At 40.0% G+C, this 14779-nt stretch carries 15 protein-coding genes; 3 read left to right on the top strand and 12 right to left on the bottom strand.

All coding sequences use genetic code 11. The annotated features are described in order from the left end of the window. Window positions 1–37: 37 nt before the first annotated feature. From FGK98_RS03805 to parE, 4 genes are all read right to left on the bottom strand, one after another. Window positions 38–874, bottom strand: coding sequence for an aminoglycoside 6-adenylyltransferase (locus FGK98_RS03805; protein WP_138100090.1), 837 nt, complete (start codon window positions 872–874; stop codon window positions 38–40). A gap of 275 nt (window positions 875–1149) precedes the next feature. Next, window positions 1150–1674, bottom strand: a complete 525-nt coding sequence (locus FGK98_RS03800) for a hypothetical protein (RefSeq protein WP_241993322.1) — start codon at window positions 1672–1674, stop codon at window positions 1150–1152. An 81-nt stretch (window positions 1675–1755) separates the two neighbouring features. Continuing rightward, on the bottom strand, window positions 1756–2772 hold the full coding sequence (locus FGK98_RS03795) for a beta-carotene 15,15'-monooxygenase (protein WP_138100088.1): 1017 nt from the start codon (window positions 2770–2772) through the stop codon (window positions 1756–1758). After that, window positions 2759–4723, bottom strand: a complete 1965-nt coding sequence (gene parE / locus FGK98_RS03790; protein WP_138100086.1) for a DNA topoisomerase IV subunit B — start codon at window positions 4721–4723, stop codon at window positions 2759–2761. Before parE ends, FGK98_RS03795 begins: the two co-directional genes overlap by 14 nt. Before the next feature lie 135 nt (window positions 4724–4858). Between parE and plsY the strand changes: the two genes are divergently transcribed. Continuing rightward, window positions 4859–5500 (top strand): glycerol-3-phosphate 1-O-acyltransferase PlsY, encoded by a 642-nt coding sequence (gene plsY / locus FGK98_RS03785; RefSeq protein WP_138100084.1) that lies wholly within the window; start codon window positions 4859–4861, stop codon window positions 5498–5500. Window positions 5501–5533: 33 nt separating this feature from the next. Here the strand turns inward: plsY and FGK98_RS03780 are convergent, their stop codons facing one another. The 8 genes from FGK98_RS03780 to FGK98_RS03745 all read right to left on the bottom strand — a co-directional run bounded on the left by FGK98_RS03780 (window position 5534) and on the right by FGK98_RS03745 (window position 13284). Further along, window positions 5534–6490, bottom strand: a complete 957-nt coding sequence (locus tag FGK98_RS03780; protein ID WP_025169599.1) for an ABC transporter permease — start codon at window positions 6488–6490, stop codon at window positions 5534–5536. A 2-nt stretch (window positions 6491–6492) separates the two neighbouring features. Continuing rightward, a complete protein-coding gene (locus FGK98_RS03775) occupies window positions 6493–7551 on the bottom strand; it encodes an ABC transporter permease (protein ID WP_000038645.1) in 1059 nt (352 codons plus the stop codon). Next, a complete protein-coding gene (locus FGK98_RS03770; RefSeq protein WP_138100082.1) occupies window positions 7544–9079 on the bottom strand; it encodes an ABC transporter ATP-binding protein in 1536 nt (511 codons plus the stop codon). The genes FGK98_RS03775 and FGK98_RS03770 overlap by 8 nt, the downstream gene beginning before the upstream one ends. Window positions 9080–9216: 137 nt before the next feature. Then, window positions 9217–10272, bottom strand: a complete 1056-nt coding sequence (locus tag FGK98_RS03765; protein ID WP_061598272.1) for a BMP family lipoprotein — start codon at window positions 10270–10272, stop codon at window positions 9217–9219. Between the two features lie 89 nt (window positions 10273–10361). Then, on the bottom strand, window positions 10362–10751 hold the full coding sequence (locus tag FGK98_RS03760; protein WP_138100080.1) for a cytidine deaminase: 390 nt from the start codon (window positions 10749–10751) through the stop codon (window positions 10362–10364). Continuing rightward, window positions 10738–11400 carry a deoxyribose-phosphate aldolase gene (gene deoC, locus FGK98_RS03755; RefSeq protein WP_138100078.1) on the bottom strand — a complete coding sequence of 221 codons (663 nt, stop codon included), beginning with the start codon at window positions 11398–11400 and terminating at the stop codon, window positions 10738–10740. Before deoC ends, FGK98_RS03760 begins: the two co-directional genes overlap by 14 nt. A 19-nt stretch (window positions 11401–11419) precedes the next feature. Next, window positions 11420–12697, bottom strand: a complete 1278-nt coding sequence (locus FGK98_RS03750) for a pyrimidine-nucleoside phosphorylase (protein WP_138100077.1) — start codon at window positions 12695–12697, stop codon at window positions 11420–11422. After that, complete coding sequence (locus FGK98_RS03745) at window positions 12694–13284, bottom strand: class I SAM-dependent methyltransferase (protein WP_138100076.1); 591 nt, start codon at window positions 13282–13284, stop codon at window positions 12694–12696. Before FGK98_RS03745 ends, FGK98_RS03750 begins: the two co-directional genes overlap by 4 nt. A gap of 234 nt (window positions 13285–13518) precedes the next feature. Between FGK98_RS03745 and coaA the strand changes: the two genes are divergently transcribed. Together coaA and rpsT are read left to right on the top strand one after the other, a co-directional pair. Further along, a complete protein-coding gene (coaA, locus tag FGK98_RS03740; protein ID WP_138100075.1) occupies window positions 13519–14439 on the top strand; it encodes a type I pantothenate kinase in 921 nt (306 codons plus the stop codon). A gap of 67 nt (window positions 14440–14506) precedes the next feature. Next, complete coding sequence (gene rpsT, locus FGK98_RS03735) at window positions 14507–14743, top strand: 30S ribosomal protein S20 (RefSeq protein ID WP_001274000.1); 237 nt, start codon at window positions 14507–14509, stop codon at window positions 14741–14743. Window positions 14744–14779: the final 36 nt, after the last annotated feature.

The following is a 14779-nucleotide window of genomic DNA, read 5'->3' as shown; positions in this document are numbered from 1 at the left end:
CAGTTACCTCTAGTAACCAAACTATCCTTTCTGTAGTTTAAAGTTTTGAATTGTGTTCTTTATTTAGAAGTTTTTCCTTAGCATATATCATCATCTTCTCAGCCACTTCTTTTTCATACTTAAAGCCCATCTTTTGAGCAAGATATTGAGCTTCTTGATGGAAAAGTTGCATGGTAGCAAATAAAGACTGAGTGATTTTGTCTAAACTTGATAAAGCAAGCAGATTTGAGAATTCCTTCTCCTTCTCAGAAGGCAAGTAGTTAAAGAGGTACTTGTAGTTCTTACCGATGTCGACTACTCCTCTATCTCTTGCGACCTGCCAAGCCAATACTTTTAACAATTCTTGCTGACAAATACCGTAGAGATGGTCAGTCGCATAGATGATTTGCTTGCGACAAATTCCTTTGACCACGTAGGCAGACACCCACCAAAATTCATTGCAGGCATTTTCAAAATCTATCGCGCTAGCTGGGCTTGTCCAAAAACGTTGAGGACTCTGTGAATAAGGCTCAAACAAACCCTTAGGATCTTCCAAAACAGCGAATCCTGCTTCACTATCTACCCACTCTTGAGTATGATCTTTGGGGCAAAGGGTCAAATCGACTCGATTGCCATCTTCAAAGAGCATAAGATACAGATGGCGATGGTCAAGTACGTTATGCTGCTCAATGATGCGCTTGCCAAAGGGATCCAACCAAGAAAGGTCACTCGTCAGATTATCTAAATCGTCCACGACATAGACCACGTCGTAATCCTGAAACTCATCTTTTGGCGCTTTTGTATCAGTCCGTGAACCAGACATAGCAACAGCCTCGACTTGTAAAGTTTTGGCAGTCTGTAAAATCACATCGAGTATTTCTGTTTCTGTTCTCATTTGTTTCCCCCTCTTTTTCTACAAGGTAACAGATTTATTATATCGAACAGTTTCTTAAGATTTAAAAAGTTAGAAAAACTATACAAGCTCTATAAAACTAAATTATCTAAATATTTTCAATTATATACAAAAACAAGTAATTCTTCTCTAGCTATCTTTATTCTTAAAAAATCATCAATTATAAAATTAGTACATTGAACATCATCAAAGTTTGTCGAAAAATATTTTGATAAAGAGTTTACTGCTCTTAATAGTTTGTTAAAATAAGCTAGAGCCTACGGCGGAACTTCTTCAGTATTCAGATGATTAATTTCTGATTCAATTAAATCCTCAATTGCTGCGAATATTTCACCTATTTCATCTTCAATATTAGAAGATAAATTCTTTTTAGAATTAAAAGCATTAATAGAATTCAAAAGTTTGTTATATTCCCATTCAAAATCATCTAGTGCTCTATAGAATATTGGAAAATCACTTTGTAATTTTAATAGATTTGACTTCCTTGATTGTCGAGCCATTTCTTTAAGTTCTCTTAAACTCTCTTCAACCTTTTTTTGAGTTTCAGATAGTTGATTTTGTTGAGTTGTCAGTTCTACTATATTTTTCGCGATTGAAGATTGAATAATTTCTAGCTTTCGTTGTCGTTCATCAATTTCTTTAGTATCTTTTTTTGAAATCCAAGTTGCGTAAATTATTGGTATTAGAATTGAAAAACCACCTATACCTATTTGAATCCAATTGGAAATCCAATCAGTTGAATCAATGGCTTTAATCAATTCCTCAAACATTTCAACATTCATATTATAATCCTTGTGAATACTATGATTAAATTTAAAATATGGTTCATCGATAACCGAGTTGTTTAATTATAGAAATTGACTTTATATATTTCTTGCTCTAATCGCTTTATAAAGTTTATAGTCATCATAATTTTTTAAATCTTTTAATGACTTTAGTTCATTTTCAACAATAATAACCAAAAATTTCTCCATACTCAACAACTTCTCTTTATATTTCTCACCACCATAATAATAACATTCTACTAGCCTATTGTAATCAATACCATCTTCATTTTTAAGAAACTGCTCTTGAATAATATTTTGTGCTTTTTCATACATTTTTGAAAGTAGATACGAATAAAAAACTTCAAAAAAAGCTGTCTGAATAACTAATATTAAGCAAAGAATACCAATTAGCTTAACTTTATCTATATCAATACCGATTATAAATGTTACTATCGCAAGACTACTAAGAAGTAAACGATTTTCTTTCCCCATAAATTCTAGTTCAAAAACATCTTGAGTCTTTAATACAAGATAAAGAGATATGTAGGAACTAGCTGTCATTAAAGTAAAAATTAGCCAAAATAACCATATGTCATTACCAAAAGCTATTTGCAACTTGTATTCCGTAAATAAATTTTCGAAAAAGTTTAATATTCTATTGGAAATATTTGTATTTGAGATGCTTGCAATTATTATATCTCCCAAAATAAATATATTTATAAACGTTAAAATCGAAAATAAAATTTTTCGTAAGTATCTATTAAGTGACAACAAACTCACTATAAATGAATTGTAAGTATAAGACAGTGACAACGATAATATAAAAATGGAACAAATTCCAATCAATAAATTATTAGGTGCATTCAGAGATAAAATTATGGGAAATAAAACCACCATTATAACTGTCGCAAAAAAAGCTCTTTTAAGATAATTATTCTGTTTTGTTTTAGAGCTAACATTTTTAAAAATGTATTCTTTGGTCTCTAGAATTTTCAAAGCATCGAGTCTTTCTTGAGCTTTCTTCTTTTGATTTTTATCATAGTCTAAATATAAAGTATTACATTTTTTTGTGAATCTGTTTAGTAGGTCTAATAGTTTTTTAATAATCCACATTTGAAAACACCATCTCCCCACTCTCTTCCAGCGTAAACTTGACATTATCTTCAATCCACTTACGGCGTGGTTCGACCTTGTCTCCCATGAGGACATTGACGCGACGTTCAGCGCGTGCTAAGTCTTCGATCGTGACACGGATGAGGGTACGAGTTTCTGGATTCATGGTGGTCTCCCAGAGCTGGTCCGCATTCATCTCACCTAGACCTTTATATCGTTGGAGTGTTGCGCCTTTACCAAACTGCTTGCGGAGTTCTTCTAGCTCTCCGTCAGTCCAAGCATAGGCCACTTCTTCTTTCTTGCCTTTCCCTTTGGACATCTTGTAAAGAGGCGGAAGGGCGATATAGACATGTCCTGCCTCAACTAGCGGACGCATATAACGGTAGAAAAATGTCAGGAGCAAGGTCTGGATATGGGCGCCGTCGGTATCGGCATCGGTCATAATAATGATCTTGTCATAGTTGGCATCCTCAATAGAAAAGTCTGCTCCGACACCTGCACCAATAGTATAAATCATGGTGTTGATTTCCTCATTTTTAAGGATATCCGCCATCTTAGCCTTGGCTGTATTGATAACCTTACCACGAAGAGGCAAAATAGCTTGGAATTTACGGTCACGACCTTGTTTGGCAGATCCACCGGCAGAGTCTCCCTCGACCAGGTAGAGTTCATTCTTGGCAGGATTTTTAGACTGGGCTGGCGTTAATTTACCCGACAACAAGCCCTTGTCTTTTTTATTTTTTTTGCCATTTCTGCTCTCATCACGCGCCTTACGTGCTGCTTCACGAGCGTCACGAGCCTTGATAGCCTTGCGGATGAGATTGGAAGCTAGTTCTCCATTTTCCATGAGGAAGAAAGTTAATTTTTCTGCGACAATGCTATCAACAATCGGGCGAGCCAATGGACTGCCTAGTTTGTCCTTAGTCTGTCCTTCAAACTGGAGGTGTTCTTCCGGAACCAGAATAGAAAGAACAGCCGCTAGTCCTTCACGATAGTCTGAGCCTTCAAGGTTTTTATCTTTTTCCTTGAGAAGACCTGTCTTACGCGCGTAGTCATTCATAACCTTGGTAATAGCAGACTTGAGCCCTGTCTCGTGCGTTCCACCATCTTTGGTACGAACATTATTAACAAAGGACAAGATGTTATCTGAAAATCCATCATTGTACTGGAGAGCTACTTCCACTTGGAAACCATTGTCTTCGCCTTCAAAGTATAGAACTGGCGTCAAGGTTTCCTTATCTTCGTTGAGATAAGAAACAAAGTCCTGAACTCCGTTCTCATAGTGAAACTCGATTGCTTCTTCTGTTCGTTTGTCAGTCAGAGACAAGGTCACATTTTTTAAGAGAAAAGCTGACTCATTGAGGCGTTCTGAGATAGTATTGTACTTGAAGTCTGTCGTAGAAAAGATAGTCGCATCAGGCATAAAGGTAACCTTGGTACCTGTCTTAGACTTGGGTGCTGTACCAATTTTCTTCAAGGTTGTGACGGGTTTCCCACCATTTTCAAAACGTTGCTTGTAGACTGCACCATCACGGGTGATTTCAACTTCCAACCAGCTTGATAGGGCATTAACGACTGAAGATCCCACTCCGTGGAGACCACCAGATGTCTTATAACCCCCTTGACCGAATTTCCCTCCGGCGTGGAGAATGGTAAAGATAACCTCAACGGTTGGAATTCCCATGGCGTGCATCCCAGTCGGCATCCCTCGACCATGGTCTTGAACGGTTAAACTTCCGTCTTTATTGATAGTCACATCAATGCGATCACCAAATCCAGATAAGGCTTCATCGACTGCATTGTCCACAATTTCCCAGACCAGATGATGGAGACCAGCACCGTCGGTCGATCCGATATACATCCCCGGACGTTTACGGACCGCATCCAACCCTTCTAGCACCTGAATGGCATCATCATTGTAGTTGTTAATATTGATTTCCTTTTTTGACACAAGGAACCTCCTATTTGTTCATCTTTTCTATTTTACAGGTTTTCTAGGGATTTTGCAAAATTTTTCCCATTCAGCTGTCACAATTTCACAAGATATTCTCAGCCTTTCTACACCATTTCATGGTATAATAGACACATGATGACATTTGTATTATTAATACTAGCTTATTTGCTAGGTTCGATTCCGTCTGGTCTATGGATTGGACAAGTTTTCTTTCAAACAAATCTGCGTGAACATGGTTCTGGAAATACTGGAACAACCAATACTTTCCGTATTTTGGGTAAGAAAGCGGGTATGGCAACCTTTGTGATTGACTTCTTTAAAGGGACCTTGGCCACTCTACTTCCTATTCTTTTCCACCAACAAGGTCTATCACCTCTCGTCTTTGGACTTTTAGCTGTAATTGGACATACCTTTCCTATCTTTGCAGGATTTAAAGGGGGCAAGGCTGTCGCAACTAGCGCAGGAGTTGTTTTTGGATTTGCGCCTGTCTTCTGTCTCTATCTAGCGATTGTATTTTTTGGAACCCTCTATCTAGGTAGTATGATTTCACTGTCTAGCGTTACTGCTTCTATCGCAGCCGTTATCGGAGTTCTACTATTTCCACTATTTGGATTTATCCTAGACAACTATGACCCTCTCTTCATTCTGATTATCCTAGCACTTGCTAGCTTGATTATCATTCGTCACAAGGATAATATCACACGTATCAAAAATAAAACTGAAAATCTTGTCCCTTGGGGACTAAACTTGACACATCAAAATCCTAAAAAATAAAACGCCAGTTTAAACTGGCGTTTTTTTGTATGCTTATTTTGACTTGATGTAGTTGATACCATCTGCTTTTGGCGCAACTGCTTTTCCAAAGAAGGCTGCCAAGACAAGAATGGTCAAAACATAAGGTGCGATTTGAAGGTAAACCGCTGGCACTCCTTGTAGGAATGGCAATTGAGAGCCGATAACAGCCAAACTTTGTGAAAGTCCAAAGAAGAGACTGGATAGCATGGCTCCGATTGGATTCCATTTACCAAAGATCATCGCAGCAAGAGCGATAAATCCAGGTCCAACAATAGTTGTCACTGAGAAGTTAACTGAAATGGATTGAGCATAAATCGCTCCCCCAATTCCCCCTAGGAAACCTGATATGATAACCCCTAAATATCTCATCTTGTAGACATTGATTCCCAAAGTGTCCGCTGCTTGAGGGTGTTCACCGACAGAGCGAAGGCGAAGACCAAAGCGGGTCTTGAAGAGGATAAACCAAGCAAAGAATGAGAAGGTAATCGCGATATAACCTAGCAAACTTGTTGACTTGAAGAAGATATCTCCAATCACTGGGATATTAGCCAAAACTGGAAAATCAAAACGTCCAAAGGTCTGACTTAAGTTATCCGTTTGTCCTTTGTTATAAAGAACCTTAACCAAGAAAACTGCTAGGGCAGGAGCCATCAAGTTCAATACTGTACCACTGACAACATGGTCCGCACGGAAATGAACTGTAGCGACTGCATGAATGAGGGAGAAAATAGCTCCCACGACACCAGCAACTAACAAGGAAATCCAAGGAGTCGCTGCTCCAAGTTGTTCTGCAAACTCAAGGTTAAAGACAACCCCAGAAAAGGCTCCCATAACCATAATTCCTTCAAGACCGACGTTAACGACACCACCACGTTCAGAGAAGACTCCTCCAATACTCGTAAAAATAAGTGGTGCTGAGTAAATCAGCATAGAAGAGACCAAGAGGGTGAGTAATGTTGTAATAGACATCCTTACTTACCTCCTTTAACTTGTTTTTTTGGTTTGACAAAATGTTCGATAATATAGTGAACACTGACAAAGAAGATAATGGACGCTGTTACAATGCTGACAAGTTCAGACGGAACTTGCGCAGCATTCATACCTGGCGCACCTACCTGCAGAACACCAAATAAGAAGGCCGCAAAGAGAATTCCAATTGGTGAATTTCCAGCAAGCAAACTAACTGCCATCCCGTTAAATCCGATAGCTAATGATGAGCCCTGAACGTAAACGTTTTGGAAAGTTCCAAGACCTTCGACAGCTCCACCAAGACCAGCCAAAGCACCAGAGATAATCATTGATAGGATGATTGTACGTTTTGCTGAAATACCAGCGTACTCTGAGGCATGGGGATTAAGACCAACTGCACGAATTTCAAAACCGAGAGTCGTTTTCTTGAGCAAGAACCAAATCACACCAACAGCAATGATGGCAAAGAAGATTCCGATATTCATACGAGAATTGCCAGTTAACTCAGATAACCATGGTGTTTGATAAGTGGCATTGGCACTCACACGAATCGTTGAGTCTGTACTTTGCATAAAGTCTTTCGGGAAAGAATGAATAAAGGCATTCCCTACGTACAAAACAATATAGTTCATCATAATGGTTACGATAACCTCTGATGTACCTAAATAAGCTCTGAGAATACCTGGAATAGCACCTACAATCCCACCTGCAATCAAAGCAATTACTACGGTCGCTAAAATCAACATTGGGCGTGGCATGTCCGGATGCGACAAAGCAAACCAACCACTAAGAATCCAACCCGCTAGTGCCTGACCAGGAAGTCCAACGTTAAAGAAACCTGCACGGCTGGCAACTGCAAACCCCAGACCAATCAAGATAAGAGGACCCATGGCACGGAAAATTTCACCAATCCCACGGAGACTACCAAAAGCTGTATAGAACAACTCCTCATAACCCCAGATAGCATCGTAGCCGAAAATCCACATGACAATGGCTCCGAGCAAGATTCCTAAGAATACGGAAATCAAGGGAACCGAAATTTGTTGTAACTTTTTAGACATCATCCTTCTCCTTTCCCAAGTTTCCACCTGCCATCAAGATACCAAGTTCTTGTTTGTTAGTCGTTTCTGGCGACACAATACCTTGAATCTTCCCATCATGAATAACAGCAATTCGGTCTGAAACATTTAAAATCTCATCCAATTCAAAGCTGACAACAAGCACAGCTTTTCCGTTATCACGTTCTTCAATCAAGCGTTTGTGGATATATTCAATGGCACCGACATCCAAACCACGAGTTGGTTGGCTGACGATAAGGAGATCAGGATCACGATCAATCTCACGAGCGATAATCGCTTTTTGTTGATTTCCCCCTGAAAGAGCTGCTGCTGGGACAAATTCGCTTGCCGCACGGACGTCAAATTCTTCCATTAATTTTTTAGCATGCGAAGTGATATTGGCATAGTTTAAGATACCATTCTTGCTGAGTGGTTCTTTGTAGTAGGTTTGGAGAGCGATATTTTCTGAAATCATCATCTCCAAAATCAAACCATCACGGTGGCGGTCTTCAGGAACATGCCCCACACTGAGTTCCGTAATTTGTCGAGGGTGCATCCCTACGATTGATTTGCCTTTTAATTCAATACTACCAGACTCAACCTTACGAAGACCCGTAATGGCTTGAATGAGTTCAGACTGACCATTGCCATCAATACCTGCAATACCAACAATTTCACCAGCACGAACATCCAAAGAAAGATTCTTCACAGCTGGTACACCGCGGTTTTCATTGACAACCAAGTCTTTGATAGACAAGACTACTTCTTTTGGTTGTGGTGCCTGTTTCTCCGTTTTGAAGGAGACAGAACGTCCCACCATCATCTCAGCCAAGTCCGCATTGGTTGCCCCTGCAATCTCCACCGTCTGGATTGATTTCCCACGACGAATAACCGTCACTCGATTGGATACCGCACGAATTTCATCCAGTTTATGGGTAATCAAAATAATGGATTTTCCTTCTTTAACAAGGTTTTTCATGATAGCCATCAACTCATCAATCTCTGAAGGAGTCAATACTGCCGTAGGTTCGTCAAAGATGAGGATATCAGCACCACGGTAAAGTGTCTTCAAGATTTCTACACGTTGTTGAGCACCAACAGAAATATCTGCCACCTTGGCAGCAGGATCCACTGCCAAACCATAACGTTCAGAAAGAGCTTTGATTTCTTTAGTAGCTTCAGCTATATCTAGCACACCATTTTTAGTGATTTCACTCCCCAAAATGATATTTTCAGCTACTGTAAAAGCCTCAACCAACATAAAATGTTGGTGAACCATCCCAATTCCTAGACTAGCGGCTTTAGAAGGTGAATCTAGTTTGACAACTTGACCATTCACCGCAATTTCACCACTAGTTGGCTCGAGAAGTCCTGCCAGCATATTCATCAGAGTGGATTTACCCGCTCCATTTTCTCCTAAAAGTGCATGGATTTCACCTTCTCGCAGTTGCAAGTTGATCTTGTCGTTTGCTACAAATTCACCAAACACCTTGGTAATATCCCGCATCTCAATGACATTTTCGTGTGCCATATGCTTTTCCTTTCCGAGGTTTATTTTGTTTCAATAAAACCTGCTAATCGTGTTAACAAGTTCTATTGAGACAAAAAATTGCCTCAATTCTTAAAGAAGCGACCGATGGTCGCTTCCTAAGAAATGACTTTTATCCATTATTTTTCAGGAACTTTTACGCTTCCGTCAAGGATTTTAGCTTTTGCGTCTTCAACAGCTTTTTTACCTTCTTCTGAAAGGTTTGTTACTGCCAAGTCAACCCCTTTATCCTTCAATGAGTAGACAATAACTTGTCCGCCAGGGAATTCACCTTTTTCTGTTTTGTTGGCAATATCTTTTACAGTTGTACCAACTTGTTTCAATGTAGATACAAGAACAAAGTTTGATTCTTTACCATCTTTAGAAGTGTATTTACCTTCTGCTGCTTGGTCACGGTCTACACCAATAACCCAAACTTTTTCGTCTTCATTTTTACTTTCGTTCAAAGATTTTGCTTCAGCAAAGACACCAGCACCTGTACCACCAGCTGCTTGGTAGACAACGTCTGCACCTGCAGCGTATTGAGCTGCTGCAATTGTTTTACCTTTGGCAGCATCACCAAATGAACCAGCGTAGTCAACTTGTACTTTGATAGATGGGTCTACTGACTCAACACCAGCCTTAAATCCAGCAGCGAAACGTGAAATAACTTCAGATTCGATACCACCTACAAAACCAACTTGTTTTGTTTTAGTTGTTTTAGCTGCTGCAACACCAGCAAGGTAAGCTGCTTCGTTATCTGCAAATGTTACGCTCGCAACATTCTTTTGATCTTTGATCACATCATCAATCAAGACATAGTTTAAGTCAGAGTGGTCTTTTGCTGCCTCTTCAACTGCATTGTGAAGGGCAAAACCAACACCGAAGATCAGGTTGTAACTTCCAGCCGCTTGTTGCAAGTGGTTAGCATAGTCTGCTTCGCTTGTTGATTGGAAGTAAGTGTAACCGTTATCTTTAGAAAGGTTGTGTTCTTTACCCCAGTCTTGCAAACCTTCCCAAGCTGATTGGTTAAATGATTTATCATCAACACCACCAGTATCTGTTACGATTGCTGCTTTGGTCTTCATTTCAGATGAAGATGAAGCTGCGTTACGAGAAGAGCGGTTACCACATGCAGCAAGTCCAACTGCTGCTACTGCAACTAGACCAAGGCCTAGCCATTGTTTCTTGTTCATTACTGAACCTCCTAAATAAGATGTGCAACGATGTTGCAAGTATGGATTGGTTGGCCACAAGGACCGCGTCACTCAAAGAGTGACTCAGACTAGTTTAAGTCTGTAAAAGAGTATGGAAGCAACTCCCCGACCGTCATCTCGACCGTCGATTTATCTTTAGCGACAAGGGTCACTTTTAGATCTTTTTCAAAAAATTCAGCCATCACTTGGCGACAAGCGCCACATGGTGATATAGGTCTTTCAGTCTGTCCATAGACAATCAACTCTGAAAACTCTCTTTGGCCTTCGGAAACTGCTTTGAAAATCGCTGTACGCTCTCCACAGTTCGTCAAAGAATAGCTAGCATTCTCGATGTTCACACCCGTATAAATACTACCACCCTTGGCTACTAAAACAGCTCCAATAGGAAAATGAGAATAGGGTACATAGGCTCTCTTGCTGGTTTCAATTGCTAGTTCAATCAACTCAGTAGTCGCCATCTGCTAATTCTCCTTTTAAAATTGCCACACCAGCTGATGTTCCAACACGGGTAGCGCCCGCTTCCACAAAAGCAACAGCATCTGCATATGAGCGAGCGCCACCAGCAGCCTTAACTCCCATATCTGGCCCAACTGTTTTACGCATCAACTGAACATCCTCTATAGTGGCACCACCAGTTGAAAATCCAGTTGATGTTTTGACAAAGTCAGCACCTGCTTTCTGGGATAATTGGCAAGCCACATCCTTTTCATCGTCTGTCAACAAGCAAGCTTCAATAATGACCTTAACCAACTTGTCACCACTTGCTTCTACGACAGCACGGATGTCCGATTCAACCAAATCAAGATTACCTGATTTGAGGGCACCAACATTGATAACCATATCAATCTCATCTGCACCGTTTTGGACAGCTTCTTTTGTTTCAAAAGCTTTCACAGCTGAAGTTGTTGCTCCCAAGGGGAAACCAACTACTGTACAAACCTTTACATCTGAACCATCAAGTCCTGCCTTTGAATGAGCGACCCAGCTGGGATTAACACAAACGCTGGCAAAGTCATACTCACGCGCTTCAGATAGCAAACGATCAATTTGTTCTTGACTTGCATCTTGTTTTAAAAGCGTATGATCAATGTATTTGTTTAATTTCATATTCGGATTCCTCTCTTTTTCATGAGATGATTTCAATTATTTCCTGCAAACGTTTCACACTATCATTTATTTTAACATATTTTTGGAATTCTGTAACTAGTTGAGGGGAAATTTTTCCATTTGTATAAACTTTTGCGACAATTTCTCCCTTTTGAACGGAGTCACCAACCTTCTTCTCAAAAACGATTCCAGTTTCATAGTCTAAATCATCAGACTTGACTGCACGACCAGCTCCCAATCTCATGGCATAGAGACCAAATTCCATCGCTGGAAGGGCTGAAATGACACCTGACTCTTGAGCCGGGATATCTACTACATGCGCCACCTTGACTGGGCGATAAAGATCTTCTAAATCACCGCCTTGAGCCGCCACCATTTCTTCAAACTTAGCCAGCGCTTGGCCGTTTTCAAGATGTTGACGTACTTCTTCAACTGTCTTCTCAACATTTGCCAAACCAAGCATAATCTGAGCTAGTTCACAAATAAAGTGACTAATATCTTCTCGACCCTTTCCTTGAAGAATTTCAATTGCTTCTAGGATTTCGAGACGATTGCCAATAGCTCGACCCAAGGGTTGACTCATATCGGTAATGACTGCTACTGTCTTTCGTCCAACTGCCTTACCGAGATCAACCATGGTTTGAGCCAATTCACGCGCCTCCTCAACAGTCTTCATAAAGGCACCCTCACCGACAGTCACATCTAGCAAGATGGCATCTGCCCCAGCAGCGATTTTCTTACTCATGACAGAACTAGCAATCAAAGGAATGGTATCGACAGTCGCTGTCACATCACGGAGGGCATAGAGAAGTTTGTCTGCTTTAACCAGCTGGTCAGATTGACCAATGACAGATACACCAATATCTTGAACCTGTTTGATGAAATCCTCTTGACTGCGCTCCACTTGGTAACCCTTGATCGCTTCTAACTTATCTAAGGTTCCGCCAGTGTGTCCTAGTCCACGACCACTCATCTTGGCTACTGGCACTCCAAAACTTGCTACTAAAGGTGCTAAAATCAAGGTCACCTTATCACCAACACCACCTGTCGAGTGTTTATCTACTTTGATACCCTCTATGGCTGACAAATCAAACTCTTGCCCCGTCTTAACCATATTCATCGTCAGGTCAGAAATCTCACGTGTAGTCATTCCTTTGAAATAAACCGCCATAGCAAAGGCAGACATTTGATAGTCTGGGACAGTTCCAGCAACATAGCCTTCTACCAACCATTCGATCTCACTTGAAGACAGTTCTTGACCATCTCGTTTCTTTTGGATTAAATCAACTGCTCTCATGATTTCACACTTCTAAGGATATAATAACCCTTGTCCTTCTTTATGATTTCACAATTTCCAAAAACGTCTTCCATCTTGCTTTTGGCACTAGGAGCACCCTGTTTTTTCTGAATAACAATTGTTAAATCTCCACCGTCTTCCAGAAAGTCCATGCTCTTTTCGATAATCTCATGAACAACTTGCTTGCCCGCACGAATCGGCGGATTGGAAATGACATGGTCAAATTTCCCTTCAACTTGTTCATAGATGTTGGATTGGAAAATAGTTGCTGAAACTTGGTTTCTCTCAGCATTTTTTCGCGCCAAGTCCAGAGCACGATTATTGATATCAACCATGGTTGCTTGAACTCCGTAAGCCTTGACCAAAGAAATCCCTAGGGGACCGTACCCACAGCCAACATCTAGCACTCGCTCGCCTTTTTCAACCTCTAGACACTTCAGTAAAAGCTGACTACCAAAGTCAATCATCTTTTTACTAAAGACACCTGCATCCGTTAAAAAGGTCATTTTATATCCTAGCAACTCTACTCTCAATTCATGAATATCGTGAGCTGCATCTGGATTTTCTGCATAATACATTTTACTCATGAAACTATTTTAGCATATTTTAAGGTTTTTTAACACCGTTTACAAAACTAAAATTCAACAAACAAACTAAATCTGTTATGATAATAATTAAAGAATTTTCTTGTTATTTCCTCTATTTTTGACCTTTTAGAGCAACTTATAGCAACTTTCAAGAATCAGAATGAGAAATATCGAATTTCATTCTCTCTTTAGATGAGAAATATGATATACTAAGATATCGAACGAGGAAAAAATATGACCAACGAATTTTTACATTTTGAAAGAATCAGCCGTGAAACCTGGCAGTCCTTGCACCGCAAGTCAACCCCTCCCTTGACGGAAGAAGAACTAGACTCAATCAAGAGTTTTAACGACCAAATCAGCCTACAAGATGTGACAGATATTTATTTACCTTTGGCCCATCTCATCCAAATTTACAAACGCACCAAAGAGGATTTAGCCTTTTCTAAGGGAATTTTTCTCCAAAGAGAGAGTAAATCTCAGCCCTTCATCATCGGTGTTTCAGGAAGTGTTGCTGTCGGAAAGTCAACAACTAGCCGACTTCTGCAAATCCTTCTGTCTCGTACAGTGACTGACGCTACTGTGGAGTTAGTGACGACTGATGGTTTTCTCTATCCCAATCAAACGTTAATAGACCAAGGAATCTTAAATCGCAAAGGCTTTCCAGAGAGTTATGACATGGAAGCCTTACTGAATTTTCTTGATCGCTTAAAAAATGGACAGGATGTTGATATCCCCGTCTATTCTCACGAGGTTTATGATATTGTTCCTGGGGAGAAACAACGTGTTAAGGCTGCAGATTTTGTGATTGTTGAAGGAATCAATGTTTTTCAAAATCCTCAAAATGAGCGTCTTTACATCACCGACTTCTTTGATTTTTCCATCTATGTAGACGCTGCTGTCGAGGACATTGAAAGCTGGTATTTAGATCGATTTTTAAAACTCCTCAGCTTTGCACAAAACGATCCAGATAGCTACTACCACCGCTTTACGCAAATGCCAATAGGGGAAGTAGAGTCTTTTGCCCACCAGGTATGGAGTGATATCAACCTTACAAATCTACAAAACTATATTGAACCAACAAGGAATCGAGCCGAGGTTATTCTCCATAAGACTAAAAATCATGAAATCGATGAAATTTACCTAAAAAAATAATTTCCCCTTGTCAAAACTTAAGTTTTCAGATATAATAGTATAGTTAGTAAATATGGAGGTAAGAACATTGGCAAACATTAAATCAGCTATCAAACGCGCTGAATTGAACGTGAAACAAAACGAAAAAAACTCAGCTCAAAAATCAGCTATGCGTACTGCTATCAAAGCTTTCGAAGCAAACCCTTCTGAAGAACTTTTCCGTGCTGCTAGCTCAGCTATCGACAAAGCAGAAACTAAAGGTTTGATTCATAAAAACAAAGCAAGCCGCGATAAAGCTCGTCTTTCAGCTAAACTTGCTAAATAAGAAACAGTCCACCGAGGCTGTTTTTTTGTCCTCCAT

The sequence above is a fragment of the Streptococcus australis genome (assembly GCF_901543175.1).
Lineage (GTDB): Bacteria > Bacillota > Bacilli > Lactobacillales > Streptococcaceae > Streptococcus > Streptococcus australis_A.
The sequence above is the reverse complement of the archived record's forward strand: the minus strand, read 5'-3'. Positions and strand labels throughout refer to the sequence as shown.